Genomic DNA, 18,016 nt, shown 5'->3' with positions numbered 1-18,016 from the left:
CAGATCGAATACCCGAAGAAAATTGACCTTGATAGTCAGTAGACCGACCCTGGACCCCCCCGCTCCATGCGCCCATTGCGGGCGGAACTTCTAAGGCCTTCCTAACCCACGATAGGTCCAACCGCAATTTCTCCACTGTTCGGGATCGAGACAGTTACGCCCATCGATCAACACCTTTGATCGAACTACACCGTCCAAATCTTCCGGCTGCAATTTCCGGAACTCCGGCCATTCGGTCAAAACGAGAACAACGTCCGCGCCAGCGCACGCTGCGAGCGCATTTTCCGCGTAACTCAGTGTAGGGAATATCGCCTGAGAATTTTCCATTGCTTTCGGGTCGTATACCGTGACCGCGGCGCCCTGCAGCTGAATCTGGCCAGCAACATTCAACGCTGGCGAGTCACGCACGTCATCGGAGTCCGGCTTGAAGGCAGCACCGAGGACCGCGACTCTTGCCCCTAACAGCGACCCGCACGCTTCACGCGCCAATTCAACCATACGAGTCCTGCGACGCATGTTTATGTTGTCGACCTCCCGCAAGAAGGTTAGTGCCTGGTCGGCACCGAGTTCGCCTGCCCGCGCCATGAAAGCCCGGATATCCTTCGGAAGACAGCCACCGCCAAAACCAATACCCGCATTGAGAAATCTGCGACCGATCCGAGCGTCGTGGCCGATTGCGTCAGCCAGAACAGTGACATCAGCTCCGGCAGCTTCACACACCTCCGAGATAGCATTTATGAATGAGATCTTGGTCGCCAAGAAAGCATTCGCCGAGGTCTTCACCAGTTCCGCGGTCGCCAAGTCAGTGACAAGGAATGGAATATCCTCCGCCAAGAGGGCCGCATATACTTCCCGTGCGACTACCTCTCCACGCCCCGGTCCGCACCGGTCAACGCCAACCACCAGACGATCAGGATGCAGTGTGTCCTGTACGGCGAACCCCTCCCGGAGGAATTCCGGATTCCATGCGAGTTCGAGTTCTTCACCCGCGGGTGAGATCGACCTGGCTCTCTCGCCCAGGCGCTGAGCAGTTCCTACAGGAACAGTCGACTTCCCGAAGATGACGGCAGGACCCGTAATCAAAGGCGCGAGCTGCTCTATAACCGCATCTACATACCTAAGATCGGCGGCGAACTCACCTTTCTTCTGAGGAGTCCCCACCCCGAGAAAATGAATATCGGCAAACGCCGCCGCCTCCTCATAGGAGGACGTGAACCGCAGCCGTCCTGCGGAGAGGTTTCGCTGCAGCACAGCTTCTAAACCTGGTTCGTAGAACGGGACCACCCCAGCTTCCAACTTTGCAAGCTTGGACGAGTCAACGTCAACTCCCAAGACATCGTGTCCCAGTTCCGCCATACAAGCAGCGTGGGTAGCCCCGAGATACCCGGTACCAAATACAGTCATACGCGCCATTGACTATCCCGTCCTTGTCGAGAAATCACGCTTACAATAAATTTCAGCTGAAGACAACTGCCGGTGGAAAGTTCTTGATGGAAGAATCTCTCAAATGGCCAATGACTGTGTCGTCGACCCTCTGGTCAAACAGACCATGTGAAATCAAATCACCACACCGTTCAACAAGTTCGTCCCCGAAGCCCGGAATTGGCATCACACACAGTTCCGGCTTTCCAAGAATTCGGTACAGACCCTCCACCTTGCCCTGAGTCGCCAAGGTAATCGGATACGTCCCTGCTAATAGAGAGAGTACCGCAAGGTGCATTCGCCCTGTAAGCACTAGATGCGAACAGGATACAAGCTCGTACACCTGATCGGGACTGAGCAGCTCATCTACGAGGTAGAAATCCGAGACGTTTACCGAGGAGGCCAATAACGATAGCGACTGGATATCGTCATTCCCCACCCGGGACACATGCGGGAGAAACACGATCGACCATCCGCTAGCATTCAAATAGGAGACAAACTTGGCATATTCTGGTGTCTGATCAAGTGAACCGGAAATTAACCCACTGACGTTAACTATTGCGATTCGCGCGCCCGCCCTCTGGCTTCGAACCCACTCGAGAACACCGTGCGGTTGCGCAGGCGCACCCTGCCGGGCAAACACTACATCGGCGCAGTCCTTGACGGGTTGCACACCAGACGCTCGAATTCGCTCAGCCGAAAGAGGGTCTCGGAGAAGGAGCTGAACGCTTCTCACCGCGATCTTCGCGCTCTGAATTGAAGATGGAACCGCCTCGCCGTTCCAGCTGAAACCGAGGACACGAGCTTCGGAGCCAGCCCTAGCCGCGGCAATCGCCGCCGAAAACCTGGCGATCGACGCCAGCGGGTTGTACGCCCCGTCCATAGTATCAGCGCCAACTACCCATGTTTGGCGAGATTTTGAAGCCAAACGCAGAAATGCCAGAAGGTCACGCACTCTAGCAAGCGGGTTACCATAGACGAGGTTTGGCAAAGATACGACGTCGGTCCGAGCACGGAACCTCTCAGGAATATGCGTCGAGCCGATTCGACGGACTACTACAACTACCCTTCCTGAACTGTTGTCCAAAGCCGACTCGAGGAGCGCCTGATCGCCAATATTACCCGCGCCTGGGGCCGCTAGAATACAGCTATTAAACACCCGGCTATTCGCACGGTTTGCTCGCTTCAGAAAGTACAACTCCGCTACAATTCGATCAGCAGCGATATAGGTATACGCAAACGCCGGTGTACGCACCGCCAATTTCAGGATATGCTTAAGTGATTTTCTCATCGACCAAAACCTTCCGCTGGTTGGCGTAATCCGTTAATGCGCGAGTCATAAGCATCCGCGAACCGGTAGCTCGCATGAGCGTCCCTGCCGCCAGTCCGGCTTGGGAACCTACGGCCTGGGAGGTCGTCGCGCCGAACCAGACCAAGACCAATGTGAGCGGAGCAGTCACAGCCTTGATCAGCATTGAGGCTCGCACCTTGCCAACCGCGCGCAGAGTAAGACCCGGTCCGACTGCGACTCCCATAATGCACATCGCAAATGCTGCATATGGAAACACCTCGAGACCGCCGTGCATTGATTCGCCCATCAATCCTTTCAGCACCACGTCGGGAAGAAGACTGACAAATACCACACAGAGAATGGATATCAACGCGACTGTCGATCCATACTGGAATGGCAAGCGCCGCAATCGCTTAAGGTCGCCAATAGCGGCAAGCCGAGATACCTGCGGCGCGAGTGCGAACGTCATACTGACGGTAAACATGTTCAATGGTGTCAGCAGCAGCTGGGCGGCACGCAGATCTCCTGCGGCTTGGAATCCTGCAGCAATTGCCACTACGAACGTGACCAACTGCGTTAGGCCTCCGCTAACGATAAAATCGGCGAGATAGTGAAACCCAACGCGATGAACCCTCCCCAACCAACTTACGGTCAGCCGCAGGGAAACTCTCGGCTTCAATACAATTATTCCAAAAACGACGCTGCTACTAGCACCTATCGCCCACGCGACGATAAGCCAGGACAACGAGTGCCGTTCCAGAACCAACAGCATTATGGGCAACTGCACAAGAATCCATATCGACTCCGCGAAGAAGGCGAGCTTTGCCCTAGCATTATCAACGAGGACGAATCTAACGGAGTCCTGCACAACTGCCATGACTGAAGCGGTGCCGAATACCGAACTGAGAACCGGATCTGCAGATACGGCATAACTAATAACGAAGACACCTAGACCAGAAATAACGCCAAGGCCAATCGAGGAACCCAGCACCGCAGCGGTCCGGTCTTTCCCAGTGAAAACCGCAACGGAAGACTCCTTAAAAATTGACGGCTCACTGCTAAACGCACGAACAATCCCAATCGCCAGACTGCTGGCGACCATTAACGTCGCGAACATACCAAGATAATGTGTGTCAACGGTACGGGCAACAAGCACCGTGAACACAAAATTCGAAGCGTTGGAGGCGATCTGAGCCGCCGCCGACCATCCTATAATGCGACTCGCGCTAGCCATCTTTGCAATTACGCGCAACGAAACCACCCGAGTCCCTGCTTAACACCAGCCATTTCAGCGAACCTCGCCCAATAGAGCACTAGTGCCAGAAGCCGGCCCGCGCGAAGCTACATATGATAGACCTACTAGCACGATTAGCAATTGGGACCCGCCAGCGTCGTTCATGTATGGATGGATGAGCATTAGGGGCATAAGTCCAACCGCAAATATGAAGGTTGCCGCCGCCACCGCCTTGATTGGATTCGCATTTATCCCAGCCATCGATTTCCATCTCCTTAGGGCCTGCCATGCGACAGCTCCGATGAGATAAATAAAGGCCATCAAGGCCGGAATGCCGGCTATTAGCAATAGATAAATATACATCGACTCCACGTACGTGAATACTCTTGCGTCAGGCCCGACGGGCCCGTGGCCGAACAACAGGTTTCCCTGAATAAGCGGGAAGTAGTCGCGCTTCCAGACACCGATCCTGAACGCGATCGTTTGCGGTAGGTATGAATACTCGCTCGCGGTTTCCTGCTGATCGATTCGACCCGAAATGTTGTTTGACGCCGGAGTGAATCGAAGAACGACGAAGACTACAACTAATGCGCCAAGAACATATATTTTCTTGCCATTGCGAATAGCAAAGAAAGAAAACCCGGCTGCACCCAAAATAATCATTCCGAAAGTGAGGCTCGATATGAGCCCGGCGCCAATACATGCAGCTATAATTAGCGAAGTCAACTTATGCCTAAAGAGTGGAACTGAGTATACGATACAGGCCGTCGCTAATAGCAGGCTGAGCGCCATAAAACTGGCGTACGCATGCCAGGCATGGAATACGCCGGTGCTTCTGGGAATCTTCCAGTTTATAGGATGAACCAGCCGTTCGTTTCCAGTCATGAACGATCCGAAAGTCCTTGACGATTGAATACCAAGAGTCTGCATCACGCCAAGGATGCCCATCGAGGCAGCCATCGTTAATAGGTACTTGATGGTCAGGGTCAGCACGCCCCGTACCTGGCTTACCGCGTACGAAACGACGTATATCACAGCGAGTGTCGCTGGGCCCAATCCGTAGTTTAGGAAGTCCGAAATGCCCAGATAGCTAGAGTTGCTCCAATGATACGCAGTTACAATCGAAATCAGGGATGCGTATACGAAGAGCGCCCATGTGACGACGCCACCAATCTTCATCTGACGATGAAACAGAAGTACGACGATCACTAGGAGCGCCAAAGAAACGGCCTCGGAAATGCGTAGACCTGGTACTAGTAGTCCTCGGCGGGTTCCCGCAAGCGTCGGAATCAGCGCCAGACAGAAAGCAAGTGCGTGAACAGCACCACCAACTCTCAATTCCTGCATATCCGAACCTGATGAGGTGCCTACTGGCACCCACGCTGGACTGGCGGTCATTCCACCAACTCCGTAGCCACACTCAACGGATCTCCAGCCGAATAGACTTGCCAAATGTCTCGCTTAGGCGATCGCGTGACCTTTGCTCCATCGGCCGCATATCCCACGGCAATCAGCATGATGACAATCTCATCGTCAGGAAGATCAAGATACCTGCGTAGTGCATCGTCCTCATTCTTCACCGTGCTCCAGTTCAGACAGCAGGAGTCGGTTCCGAGGTCGTGCAGCGCATAAACAAGCGTCATGGCGAACATTCCACCATCAATAAAGGCTTGGTTTCGTTCCCCGGGCGTAACAAACGCGTTCAGATCACTTGTTACTACCAGTACATGGCTGGCTGTGTCACCGAATCCGCGGTTACCATTCTGTAGCGCCAGTATTCCGCTTGCGAAACTCCCACGCTTAAATGAACGCACGCGACCGCTTTGACGATTGCACACACTGGGCGCAGTCTGGGCAGTTCTTATCGCGCGTAAGAGGATGTCGTCACCGACGATTTGAGGCCCGAAGTTTCGCACACTGCTACGCGAATTTGCGAGCGCGGAGAATTTCCACTCCTCTGTTAAGCGTAGCTTGGACAGCCGGTCAAAGGATGCTTCCACCCCGCCATAGTTCTCTCGGTCTGAGGACACGAGACGCTGCAGGTCAGCCACATTGTGGGAGATTGCGTTCCACCATTCGCATCGGCCGTCGTCAAACTGCTCTTGATAGGCCGTGAGCGCTCCGATAGCTGCTGCAGCAATCTTCGCGTCTGCTGTGGACCCGGCAATATAGAGCGAGCAGTTCCTCACTAACCGCTCGACGGTATCCCGTCCAAACCAAGGACGGGGCTCCGGAAGAGTTAGGCCCTTCTCGACCCTGTGGTAGTCCATAATTACGTGAGCCTCTAGAACCCTGGGCCGGTCAGCGGAGAAGGTCCCCGAACCATGCCGAAAGCGCTGTATGTCTGACCAATACGACATCACAAGAAGGACACCCGACCGCGCATCACGAAGTAGACGCAGCCGCTTCGCATACGCGCGAATGTGTTTAGTCATCGTTCTCACGATTGCATCCATCCTTTTGCTTATTGTCCACCCCGTAAGGCTGAGTCAGACAATTTCTTGTAATGACGAGAGTGTTCTTCCCTGCTCGCCAATCGCCGCTTCTAAAACCTTGAATGCCGAGTCAGAATAATGAACTGGGTCGGCTTTAATTTCTCGTATTGCGGCGGCAATCTGGGCGGCACTGTCGGGTACCGCATACAGCGCGGCCTCGCCAAGAAATTCCCTAAGAACAGGGAAGTCTGCCGTCACCTGCGGCTTTCCCGCCATTAGCGCCTCATAACCTGCCCGTTGCATCGTGAAATCTCGTGTCGTCATCGCAACAACCGCCAGCGAACTAGCCACGAGGTCGCGATATTCGCCCGCAGAAACATATCCACTAAAGCGCACATTGGCCGGCGCCGACATTTTTATCCGCTCAGAAGCCTTCCCTGTCAATATGAAGGTTAGCTCTGGGCACTCCGCCGCCGCCTGGAGAATACTGCTAACTGGTTCGTCGTTCGCGTAGCTGAGAGGACATAGGACTGGGCCGTCGCGCACCACATCACCGTCAGAACTCGACGTCGCTTCGAGTAGATCGTGCATAATGAGGGCGTCCACCCCAGCCGCTGCACAACGCTCACGTAGCGCCTCGTTCGTGACCAGGACGGTGGAGCCTCGGAGCATCCAAAGCCCTAACCGCGTGAACCACCTCCACTTTCGGTCGCTGAAAAAGCCTGTGTGTAGATCCGCGATAAGACGCGTCCCACGGCCCATGGACATCAAAACTGTCAACAACGCTGGCGCGGGTGGGAGCATAAGAATGATGACATTTGGTTGATTGGACAAAATTGCTGCGCGAGTTTCCTTCATCGCTTGCCAGTATCTTATTGGCAACACCCGATCTTTATGATCCGGAGACAGGAAGAACGTCTCCATTCCAAGTTTTCGGGCCAGCGCCTCGCTGCGGCCGTGGTGGTCTACCCAGCTTATGAACAAACCACATCACTCCTGTTGAAGAATTCGAAATTCGGTTGCGTTATAGATATCCTCGGCCGTCAGCGCGGGTGCTTCAACAGCCGTTGCTAAGCCTTCTCGGCTAACAAGCTCAGATATTTGCGCCTGGTGATCATCAACGTGCTCCCCACGGGACCGGCGACGGGGAATCACGATCGGACTCTTCCCAAGTTCAAGGATCCGCAGAATGGTTCCGACGCCGCTATGCGTTATGACGACGTCAGATTCCCTTATCATTGCCTCGAACTCGCCGTCGGAGACGGACTCCGCCACGTTCCCTGGAAGATCGTCCCGGTGAGTGCAACCAAGTTGCCAGTTCGTCTCGTGTGTGGCCAAACCAGTCTTCAAGACGGCGTCAATCATCGCGTCGAAGCGGTAGGGCCGGATCGTGCCCAACGTCACGAACAAGCGGGGACTTGTCGCCCTCGGTTGGTCTCGTTTGGCCGAGAAGCTATTCATTACACTTTCGCGATACGCCCATCGGCCGCCAGCCCAGCTGGAATGTTGGGTCTGCAGCTCGGTCAGCCGAGATGAATGAAGTAACTTACCGCTCAGCGACGGACCATGTGTCCTGGAGACGCTCTCAATGTAGCGTGCGTCGATCCCCACCACCCTGGCAGCGGGGAGTGCAGCCAACGCCAAAGCTGCTCCAGTGCTAACCGCTTCTTCGTATACTCCCGGACGACGCCGTAACTCTGCTCGGATTTGCGCGAATGCACGGACAATTCCCTTCCAATCGCGCGGAGCAATGTAGGGCACATACATGACATCCCGCCCCTCAAGGAGCGATCGGCTCTGAGCTGTATCGAAGGTGATCCACAGCGAATCATCTGAGGCTCCTAGCTGACTTGCGAGCTTATCGAGCTGCGCAAGATGACCACCAGTCGAAGCAGCAAGTACAAGACGCCGGTTTGAATTCTGCAATGCGTTGTCCCCTGAGAACGATAACGAGTCGAGTTTGCCCATCCGCCGCTGTCTGCCGCGTGCCCCTCTTGGATCAGTACGCTCCGTCACCAGCCACCACCGCCCTAACTGTCTTTCCGATAATGAGGACATCGCCCATCATGGACCAGTTCTCCACATACGAAAGGTCAAGGCGGACCGTCTCTTCCCACGACAGGTCGGACCGCCCACTCACCTGCCACAGACCAGTGATTCCAGGCTTCACGAGCATCCTGCGCGCCACAGTGCCGTCGTATGCCTCAACCTCGCGGCGCAGAGGAGGCCGGGGGCCGACCACACTCATTTCACGGCGTAGAACATTGATGAACTGAGGCAGCTCATCGAGGCTGTACTTGCGAAGGAACTTCCCCACCTTCGTCACTCGGGGATCTTCGCGCATCTTGAATAACACGCCGGCGCCCTCGTTCGCTTTCATCAACGACGTCACTTGCTTGTCCGCGTCCACGACCATGCTGCGGAACTTGAGCATCGGGAACGGCCTACCGTCCAATCCCATTCGCTCCGACTTGTAGAACACTGGGCCCCTGCTGGTCAGCTTGATCGCAAGCGCAGCCGCCATCATCACTGGGCTGACGAGAGTCAGCGCAAGGGCTGCAAACACGTAGTCGAAGGAAAGCTTCGAAAACTTCTGAGCGCCGTGGTACTGCGGCTTCTCCACATGGATCAAGGGCAACCCGGCCACCGGCCGCATCGATAACCTTGGCCCCGAGACATCCATCATGCCCGGCGCAACCACCAGATCCACATGATGTGGCTCGAGGTCCCACGCGAGGGAGCGCATACCCTCGTGCCCGAGGTGCTCTGTTGCTGTCACGGCAACGGTATCAGCGTGGCAGAATCCCAACGCGCGAATTACGTCACTCTCGTCGCCAAACACAGGGATATCACGCTCTCCGACAACGATCTTGTCGTTTCGGGCGCCAGTGTGCCCTGGGATGCACATGCCGACCACCTTGTAACCGTCGGCCGTGCCGCGCTCGAACGATTCGGCCAAACTGCGCACCGCGCGTTCACCTCCTACCACAAGCACAGAGGTCTGGAACTCACCGCGCGAGCGCTTGCGAGCGATCACCCGACGCCAAACCCAGCGGCTGACCAGAAGACCGACCAGCCCTACTGGGAAGGCAAGGGCGAGATACAAACGCGCAAGGTCGAGGCGGAACAGAAGCGACACGATGGCTATCAGGCCGAACAGCCTGACGGTGGAGACGAAGATGCGCCGGTACTCATCCGGGCCGCTACCAATCACGCGACTCGTGCGGGTCCGGAAGATGATGAGCGTGGCGAGCCACGACAACACGAGCAAGGCAGACACCAGCGCGTAGCTGAGTGTTTGAGGGAAGGATGAGGTATGCAGGACGCCGCTGTCGCCGAACCGGACCCACTGCGCGAGCGCTACTGCGGCAATAACGATCACCGTGTCCGAGACCCACAACCGCCGGATGTACGCGGCCTGCCAGGCACGCCTGCCGCTGAGTCTGCCGTCGAGACCCGATGGGGACGTGGTGCCCCCGGGGGTTGCGGAGTCGAGCGAGACACCGAACGACGTCACCATCTGAACCTTCCAACTAGGACCAAAGAGTTAGCGAGCGTCACTGTCTCGCGACCTGCGTGGCGGTAGAGGAAGTCCGCCCCCCGGGAGTTTTTGCTGCCAGCTAATAATCGCACTTGTGGTCGCCTCGTTACACTTGAGACGCCCCGGAGTGATGCGATTCACACTGCCGATTTTTCCTCAGCGAGAGGGACTTTCGACCCTGGTCAACCAGAGGATCTGCGCTTAGAGTGACGCACTCGGAGACTAGTCCGCGGGCAGACCTCAGCCCCGACTGCTGGCACCGTTTCCGATCTTCGAGTATTTTGCGCACACCGTACCGGGCAGTAACAATACGGTAACGTTGCTCTGACCAGGGGAAGGTCCGCCGAAACGGCAAGGGAACGAACGGAACAGCGCTAGCGTTTGACCCTCTGCTCCAGCCATGTCCGCAGGTCCGCCCCATACTCGGGGTGGCTGAGCGCCAAGTCGACCGACGCCCGGAGAAACCCGCCGGGATTGCCGAGGTCGTGCCGAGGACCCCGATGAACCACGACGTGTACGGGATGCCCTTCCGTGATGAGCAGCGCGATCGCGTCGGTCAACTGCAACTCTCCGCCCGCTCCCGGGCGGATTCGTCGGAGCGCATCAAAGATCGCCCTGTCCAAGAGGTAACGGCCGGCGGCCGCGAGAGTCGACGGTGCGTCCTGGAGTTTCGGCTTCTCCACCATGCCCTTCACCCTTAATACATTCGGATTCACGGCATCGGGGACCGTCTCGACGTCGAAGACTCCATATGCGCTCACCTCCTCTTTGGGGACGTCGATGGCACACAACACCGTTCCGCCACGCTTGGCTCGCACTCGCGACATGACATCGAGCACGCCGTTCGGCAGCACCAGGTCATCCGGCAGCAGCACCGCGATCGCGTCCTCGTCGTCGCCCAGCACCGCTTCAGCACAAGCAACCGCGTGGCCGAGCCCCAGCGGTTGTTGCTGGACTACCGACTCCACCGCGAGGAGGCCCGGCGCCTTGCGGACCTTCTCCAGCAGAGTGTGTTTTCCCCGGGCAGCAAGGTTGTTTTCCAACACCAAGTCTTCGACGAAGTGCGCCACCACGCCGTCCTTGCCCGGTGCCGTCACGATGATCAGCCGCTCTGCCCCGGACTCGGCAGCCTCGCCTGCCACCAGCTCGATCCCGGGCGTGTCCACCACAGGAAGTAGCTCCTTGGGGACCGTCTTTGTCGCCGGCAGAAATCGCGTTCCCATTCCCGCGGCGGGCACGACAGCCGTGCGAAATCCCGTCGAATCCGATTCCCCCATGGTTGTGCCTTTCTCGAAGAAGTTGAATGAGCAGCGGTGTCATGACTCCTACGCGTGGGCCGACCGTCACACTGGTCGGTTGTCCAGGTTTATCGATTGCAAGTGAGCGCAGACTCCTTGGCGGCGAGGAGAGTCCGCATCATCCGGAGCCGATCGTGGCGACGAAGACCTGGGCGTGCTGCAGTGCTGGTGCGAGAGTCACCGCCGGGTTCGATGCCGGCAACCACGCTGATTGGCCCGCACTCAGCTCAAGTGAGTCGCAGTGGGACGAGAGGACGGTCGATCCCGCCGTGCAGAGAACGATTCGTGGGCTTCCGGCGCCGAGTGTCGCTGTGGTTGCCGACGTACTACTCGTGCTCGTGTCGAGGTGCAGTCGGGTGAGCTCGAATTCTGTCTCCGGCGTGCGGTACAGACGTCTGTTGTCACGACCATCACCGTCCGCACGCACCACCGGCATGGACGCCGGCCGAAAGTCCAGGACTTTCAGCAGCTCGGGCACGTCAACGTGCTTGGGGGTCAGACCGCCACGCAGCACATTGTCCGAGTTGGCCATGATCTCGACGGCCGCGCCTCGAAGGTATGCATGCAGATTTCCGGCCGCGAGAAACAGGCCCTCCCCCGGTTCGAGCGTGATCCGATTGAGCAGCAGCGAGATCAAGACACCGGGGTCATTCGGATACTTGACCCCCAGGTCGAGCGCGGTCTGCGCCTCGGCCGCGAATTCCCCCTCCGCTCCGTCGCGCTCGGTCGAAAGGTATTGCCGGCAGGCCTCGACTACACCAGTGATCAGAGTCGCCGGGTGTTCGTCGCCCGTGATCCACTGCGTGAAAAGCGCGCGCACACCCGAGGAGCTTGTCTGAGCTTCCAATTGTTGCGCGCACCGGTCCAGCTCTTCAACATCCAGCGCTCGGAGCAACGCGACGGTTCGCCGCACGTCGCGGAACCCGGCGAGCGCCTCGAATTTCGTCAGCGCAACCACAAGTTCCGGTTTGTGGTGGTCGTCCTTGTAGTTGCGGGCTGGCGAGTCGAGCGGGACACCGTTTGCGTTTTCGCGTTCGAACCCTTCACGTGCCTGCGTGGAGTTTGGGTGCGCCTGCAACGACAGTGGGTCCTCCGCGGCGAGCACCTTGAGCAGAAACGGAAGGCGACCTCGGAACCGGGACGCGTTGGCCGCCCCCAGTTGCCCGAATGGGTCGGCCGAAATCACGTCAAGAAGTGAGATGTCGGATCCCGCGTCGTCCACGCGAGCCGGGTCTGCTGGATGCGCGCCGAGCCAGAGTTCGGCTTCAGGCCGATCGGACGGCGAGGGTCGTCCAGTGAGCTCCGCCAGCAGGGTGCGGGAGCCCCACTCATACGAGCGGATTGCTCCGTGAAGGCGTTTCATCGGTCAGACATTCGTGAGAATCGGACGCCACCACCCGGCAACGCCACATCGGGCCAGACACGGGCTCCGCGCAACAATTCGCATCGAGCGCCCACGTCGGCGCCGTCTCCCACCACCGAATCGCGCACAAGTGCATGCCGACCGATGCGGCAGTCGTGCCCGAGAATCGATCGTTCGATCACCGCGCCCGCTTCCACACGGGCACCGTCGAACACCACGGCTCCGTCTAGACGCGCACCGACGGTTACCCGTGCACCGAGCACCGTGCCGCCGATCAACACCGTGCCCGGGGCCACCGTGGCAGTCGGATGGACGATCGACTCGCCGCGCGTACCGCTCAGCGCGGGCGACGGCCCGATTCCGCGAACCAGATCCGCCGACCCGGCGACGAAATCGTCTACCGTCCCCATGTCTCGCCAGTAGGCGGAATCGACATGGCCAAATACCCGCGTCCCGCCGGACACCAATGCGGGAAACACCTCGCGTTCCACCGACACGGGGCGATCGGATGGGATCTTCTCGATCCACTCCCGCTGGAAGACGAAACATCCAGCGTTGATTTGGTCGGTCGGGGGATCCTGCGTCTTCTCAAGGAAAGCGGTGACCCGGCCATTGGAGTCCGTCTGCACGCAGCCGAACGGGCGCGGATCACCCGCCCGAACCAGGTGCAGCGTTACGTCGGCATCGGCCTCCGCGTGCGTCTGTAGAACAGCCCGCACATCGGTGCCGCGGATGTAAGCGGCCTGCGACTCGCGGCGACTGTACGGCCCACTGCCTTTCCTTGCGAGCGCCGCTGCGTTCTCCGGAGCCCGAGACGGGTCAGGTGAAACATCGAATGCAGTCACCGTTCGCCTTCCGAGCTCGATCCATCCTGACTGGCGAGCTCGTGTGTTCTCACGACATTGCGAAGACGACGATCGCCTGGTGTTTGCTGCCGCGTCGATGTTCGCACGCGGACCCCCGAGTTGAGACATCAAGTGATCAGCTTCACATCGTCCGCACAAAGGGGGTGATGAAGCCCCTCTATCGCAGGTCAGCGGATGTGTATATCGAGTGAATGACACTGCAGCGCGGGGCATCTGATACTAGAGGTCACACGAAACGCTGGCGAACCCGTGGGCGAGCATGTACGGTGCCCGCCGCATCTCGCTCATGGACGGGATCCTGGTGATCACCCGCCAGCATTCTCAGCGATCGACCTGGAAATTCTCAGCATTTCCGCAGGTACGAATCCCGGATACATTAGGCCTGATGCCCTCTCAGGTGCGGCATACTGATGTCGTGTGGTGGTGGACAATCTGGATCGTCATGGCGTGGGTGCTGTTGTCGATACCACTCGCAATACTGATCGGGAGAGCAGCCCGGCAGAAAGATCGGCGTGAAAAGTTTCCCCGCCGGCACTAGAGCCGGACTGGCGGGCCGCCCGACCAGACCGCCGCGTAGCCCCGGTCACGCAAGTAACCGCGGCCGCTCCGTCCGCCAATCGGGGCCCGTGCGGTGGATCGACCTTCCACGGATCTGGCGACACGTCGGATGACTGGGCTGGGCCGACACCGAATGTCAACGCATGAAAACTGGGGCACACAGTGTTCCCGTGTGCCCCAGTTTCAGATCGGTGGCGGACCTACACTCCGGTGGACCCACCCTCCGAGCCGAAGGTCAGGAACGAAGCAAAGAAGTTGATCAATTCCGTGATGCTGGCGAAATCTACAGACATATTTCACTCCTGCCGAGGCGATGGTGTCAGAATCTCGATCCGTACCCCTGCCGGGCACTCGTTCTTTCTACACGACTTGAAAGACTTTGCAACAGCGAAGGAGCCGCGGGCACGAAGTTTCTCTCGCGATCCGACCCCCTTCGTGATGCGGGCATGAGGGCTGATCACATTCGACTTGCCGTTTCAGCTATTTACATCAATCCCCAGGCAGGCGAGCACAGTACACGACACCAAAATCCATCCTGAACCCGGAAAGATGACCTCAAACCAGACCAATCGTAGCTTTAAGCATCGCACTTGCGCATGCCTACTCGTTTCGACACCTGTGAACATGTTTCTTAAGCAATTCCGACTTAAGGACTGAGTATTTACGGAAAAGCCAGGCCACGACCGCTCATTCGACGACTGAGAACGGTGCACCTCTGGCACGTACAGAAGGCAACTCGGACGTACCAGCGCGGCGGCGTGGTTCTCGGCCTGCGCCGCGGCGATCCTCGATCCAGGACAGCTTCGGAACCCGTTCCGCCCGCCCCCGCAACTCCGACGCTTCATCTATTCGCACGAGTCGGTGTACGTATGACAGGCGGGCCGAACGGGTGTAAGGATCCGAGTTCACTGCCCCCGCTGCTATATCGACGGCTCTGGTCATACGTCCGGATTCGATCCGGTGGTCCCGCCACGTCATGCCTTCGCTCCTGAACCTCGGGGGCCGGCCAATGGCTGACGCAAACAATCCTTTTATTTCAGGACTATTCTTCGGCCGAGTCCGTATTCCTGGAAGGTACAACGGGAGGCAGGCCTCGCTGGTGGCGGCTGCGACTCAACCTTTCTCACATCGATGTGAGAGTCGTTCCCACCGAAGTTTGACGTCCGATCACTGCACGGTTGCGCGATGACCTGCAACTCGCGGACTCGGCGAGGTTGTACACGACCTGCCACGCCCGGACCACGTCACCCTGGGACGGTTCACCCGTGGGGCGAAGATCCCACCGACAACCTCAACCGCTGGAGCCCTCCTCTCGCAGAACGCAGCTCGATGCATCGAACCTCAGTCAACATCGTTCGAGCCGATAGGCGGATCGACGACTTTGCGCGACAAGTTCAGCGGTTTTCAATGACGCCGTCTGCCAGATTCGGCCGACATCGAAGACTGGGATTGATCGCAGAGTTCCCACTGCACCGAGACCGAGGTCACTCAGCGGCATCCTCATTGAAGTGATGGCCCGGATTGCACAACGAAAGTGAAGACACATGCGAGCCCGGACAGGTTCATGGCAGTTCGATCACGCTTTCGCCGTGCAGTCGTAGAATCGCAACTCCTCAGGCGGGGGCAACCGGGGCCGTCCACCTATGTCATTCAGCCGAATGACCTAACCGAGAATTTTCTGGACCGCCAAGACGCGGACCATGCACGGGTGCGGCATGATGCACCGTGAGACTTCGTGCGTCGACGTTGTCGCCAGGGTGGTAAGCGAGACCTCGCGCCATATCTCTGCCGGAGCAGCGACTCGCATAGACCAGAAGGCACCGGAGACACAAGAGCACGGAGCCAGAACACAGGGGGACCACTGATGACTGACACTGACGTGCAGGACCGGCGAGGCGCTAAGCGCCGCGAGAAGCCTCGAGCCGGTTTTCGACCTGATCTTCAAGGCATGCGCGCAGTCGCCGTGCTCGCGGTCCTCTTCGACCACCTTTTCGGGTGGCCTTCAGGCGGCTTCGTCGGTGTCGACATCTTCTTCGTTCTAAGTGGGTTCTTCATCACCGGACTACTCCTTCGCGAGCGCGGGGAGACTGGCAGGCTCTCGTTCAGACGTTTCTATGTTCGACGGGTTCGCCGAATCATTCCGGCAGCTGTGCTCGTCCTTGCCGTTACTGTACTTTTCAGTTACATCATCTTTCCTGCAATACGTGCGAAAGAAACCCTCGTCGACGGCCTGTGGGCAGCTATCTTCCTGGCGAACTGGCGATTCGAGCAGTCAGGAACTGACTACTTTCAAGAGGGTCAGCCCCCATCTCCTCTTCAGCACTTCTGGTCACTCTCAATTGAGGAGCAGTTCTACTTCGTCTGGCCTGTATTGCTCCTCGGCCTGTTCTGGCTGACAAGAAAAGCGCACCGGCGAGGCCGGTCATCAGTCCGGCATTCGGCCTTAGCCGCTACCATGCTGACGGTCGTTGCCCTGTCATTCGGCTGGGCGATGGTTCAATCTGCGAGCGAACCCACAACCGCCTACTTCTCCACCTTCACCCGAGTTTGGGAACTGGGGGCTGGCGCGCTGGTCGCGATCGCGGGGCCTGCGTTGGCACGAATTCCACACACAATTGTCCGACCGATTCTCGCGTATGTCGGACTCGCGGGTGTGCTCTCTTCGCTCTTCGTCATCTCCGAGAGAACCCAGTTTCCTGGACCAGGCGCCGCACTGCCCGTTCTTTCGACCATGCTCGTAATAGCTGCCTTCCATGGATCCGAAGTTCGCGGAATGCAGCCACTCACTAATCCATTCGCTCTCTATTTTGGCAACGTCAGTTACTCCCTGTACCTGTGGCACTGGCCGGTCATCGTGCTCCTCGCGGCGTTGATGCCAGCGAACGTCACCTACTACATCTTGGCAGCCGTTCTCGCGCTGAGCCTTTCGCACATCTCATTCACGTTCTACGAAAATCCCATCCACAAGTCGAAGTGGCTTGAGGTGGACACAAAAGTACGAAAACGAGGTGGCGCCACCTTCGCAATCAGTCCGCAGTCTTGGTCGATGGCTGGATTCCTGTTGGTGTCGCTCCTCTGCGCGAGCCTCCTGGCGATGCAGATATCTGATAGAAATTCACGATTGAATGAGGCAAGCGAAACTCTCGCGGTAGCACAGGTTGTGGATTCTGCCGGACCCGCAATCGATCCATGTTTCGGCGCTGCCGCTCTCGCGATTCCGGACAATGGATGCGCCACCGACATCGAGGTCGCCTCTCTTGCTCCATCTGTCGACCGGTTCGCGAAGGACACTCAAGGTGCGTACTCATGCTGGCGCGGCGAGGGGCAATCAATGCCGCGGTGCAGCTTCGGGTCGACAAAGGACGATGCCCTCCGCGTCGCACTGATCGGTGACTCCCATGCCGCAATGTTACTGCCCGCCTTGGGCGAATTCATGGTCTCCGAAAACTGGCACGTGACGGCTTACGTGGGGTGGGCTTGCCAGTGGCGGGATGATGTTTCTGATGACTGCGAAGAAGCAATGAAGACGACCCAGAATGCTCTCCTTACCGAAGAACCCTACGACGTGATTTTGACTACGTCCTCGCGCAAATACGGAGGAGACGGGCCAGTTGCGATAGAAGCATATAAGGATGCATGGGCACCTGTGGCTGCACGGGGAACGAAGATCATTGCGGTAGCCGACAACCCGGCCGTTTCCGACGAGATGCTCTCTTGCGTTACGCGATTTGGCGCCTCATCCGGTGACCTCAAGCGTTGCGGCCAAAGTCGACAAGAAGCATTCTTCGATGAAGACCCGCTGATCGCCGCTGCGTCCGCAACTCCAGGGGCCGAAGTGCTTGATATGAATGATTTGTATTGCGCGGGTAATTGGTGCCCCAGCATCGTTGGTGGTGTCATTGCGTATCGGGATACCGGCGGACACCTGACTGCAACCTACGCGAAGACCCTTGCACCGTTCATGAAAGACCGGCTCGTAGCATTAATCGCGTGAGCATCGCTGCGCAG

Annotated in this window: 11 protein-coding genes and 1 pseudogene; 1 reads left to right on the top strand and 11 read right to left on the bottom strand. The window is 58.0% G+C overall.

Annotated features, from left to right (window positions below):
- Positions 1–90: 90 nt before the first annotated feature.
- The 11 genes and pseudogenes from I1A62_RS02975 to I1A62_RS02925 form a co-directional block, all read right to left on the bottom strand.
- Entirely contained in the window at positions 91–1,413 is a 1,323-nt protein-coding gene (locus I1A62_RS02975; RefSeq protein WP_219453989.1) for a UDP-glucose/GDP-mannose dehydrogenase family protein, read from the bottom strand.
- A gap of 43 nt (positions 1,414–1,456) precedes the next feature.
- Positions 1,457–2,713 (bottom strand): polysaccharide pyruvyl transferase family protein, encoded by a 1,257-nt coding sequence (locus tag I1A62_RS02970; protein ID WP_219453987.1) that lies wholly within the window; start codon positions 2,711–2,713, stop codon positions 1,457–1,459.
- Positions 2,697–3,974, bottom strand: a complete 1,278-nt coding sequence (locus I1A62_RS02965; protein WP_219453985.1) for a hypothetical protein — start codon at positions 3,972–3,974, stop codon at positions 2,697–2,699. The genes I1A62_RS02970 and I1A62_RS02965 overlap by 17 nt, the downstream gene beginning before the upstream one ends.
- A 27-nt stretch (positions 3,975–4,001) precedes the next feature.
- Positions 4,002–5,345 carry a hypothetical protein gene (locus I1A62_RS02960; protein WP_219453984.1) on the bottom strand — a complete coding sequence of 448 codons (1,344 nt, stop codon included), beginning with the start codon at positions 5,343–5,345 and terminating at the stop codon, positions 4,002–4,004.
- Positions 5,342–6,382, bottom strand: coding sequence for a nitroreductase family protein (locus tag I1A62_RS02955; protein WP_257890390.1), 1,041 nt, complete (start codon positions 6,380–6,382; stop codon positions 5,342–5,344). The genes I1A62_RS02960 and I1A62_RS02955 overlap by 4 nt, the downstream gene beginning before the upstream one ends.
- A 54-nt stretch (positions 6,383–6,436) precedes the next feature.
- On the bottom strand, positions 6,437–7,366 hold the full coding sequence (locus tag I1A62_RS02950) for a glycosyltransferase (RefSeq protein WP_219453982.1): 930 nt from the start codon (positions 7,364–7,366) through the stop codon (positions 6,437–6,439).
- A 6-nt stretch (positions 7,367–7,372) separates the two neighbouring features.
- Positions 7,373–8,350, bottom strand: coding sequence for a glycosyltransferase (locus I1A62_RS02945; RefSeq protein WP_219453980.1), 978 nt, complete (start codon positions 8,348–8,350; stop codon positions 7,373–7,375).
- A 31-nt stretch (positions 8,351–8,381) separates the two neighbouring features.
- Complete coding sequence (locus I1A62_RS02940) at positions 8,382–9,902, bottom strand: sugar transferase (protein ID WP_219453978.1); 1,521 nt, start codon at positions 9,900–9,902, stop codon at positions 8,382–8,384.
- Between the two features lie 395 nt (positions 9,903–10,297).
- Positions 10,298–11,200: a UTP--glucose-1-phosphate uridylyltransferase gene (locus I1A62_RS02935; RefSeq protein WP_219453976.1), complete on the bottom strand. Its 903-nt coding sequence runs from the start codon at positions 11,198–11,200 to the stop codon at positions 10,298–10,300.
- A gap of 139 nt (positions 11,201–11,339) precedes the next feature.
- Entirely contained in the window at positions 11,340–12,584 is a 1,245-nt protein-coding gene (manA, locus tag I1A62_RS02930; RefSeq protein ID WP_219453975.1) for a mannose-6-phosphate isomerase, class I, read from the bottom strand.
- A pseudogene (locus I1A62_RS02925) lies at positions 12,581–13,312 on the bottom strand (sugar phosphate nucleotidyltransferase); the annotation flags it as partial. The gene manA and the pseudogene I1A62_RS02925, both read right to left, overlap by 4 nt.
- 2,560 nt (positions 13,313–15,872) lie before the next feature.
- Between I1A62_RS02925 and I1A62_RS02920 the strand changes: the two are divergent.
- Positions 15,873–18,002, top strand: coding sequence for an acyltransferase family protein (locus I1A62_RS02920; protein ID WP_219453973.1), 2,130 nt, complete (start codon positions 15,873–15,875; stop codon positions 18,000–18,002).
- The last annotated feature ends 14 nt before the right edge of the window (positions 18,003–18,016 follow it).

This window comes from Rhodococcus sp. USK10, from assembly GCF_019378875.1.
GTDB lineage: Bacteria > Actinomycetota > Actinomycetes > Mycobacteriales > Mycobacteriaceae > Rhodococcus_F > Rhodococcus_F pseudokoreensis.
Note: the sequence above shows the minus strand (reverse complement) of the source record. Positions and strands in the feature narration are given on the sequence as shown.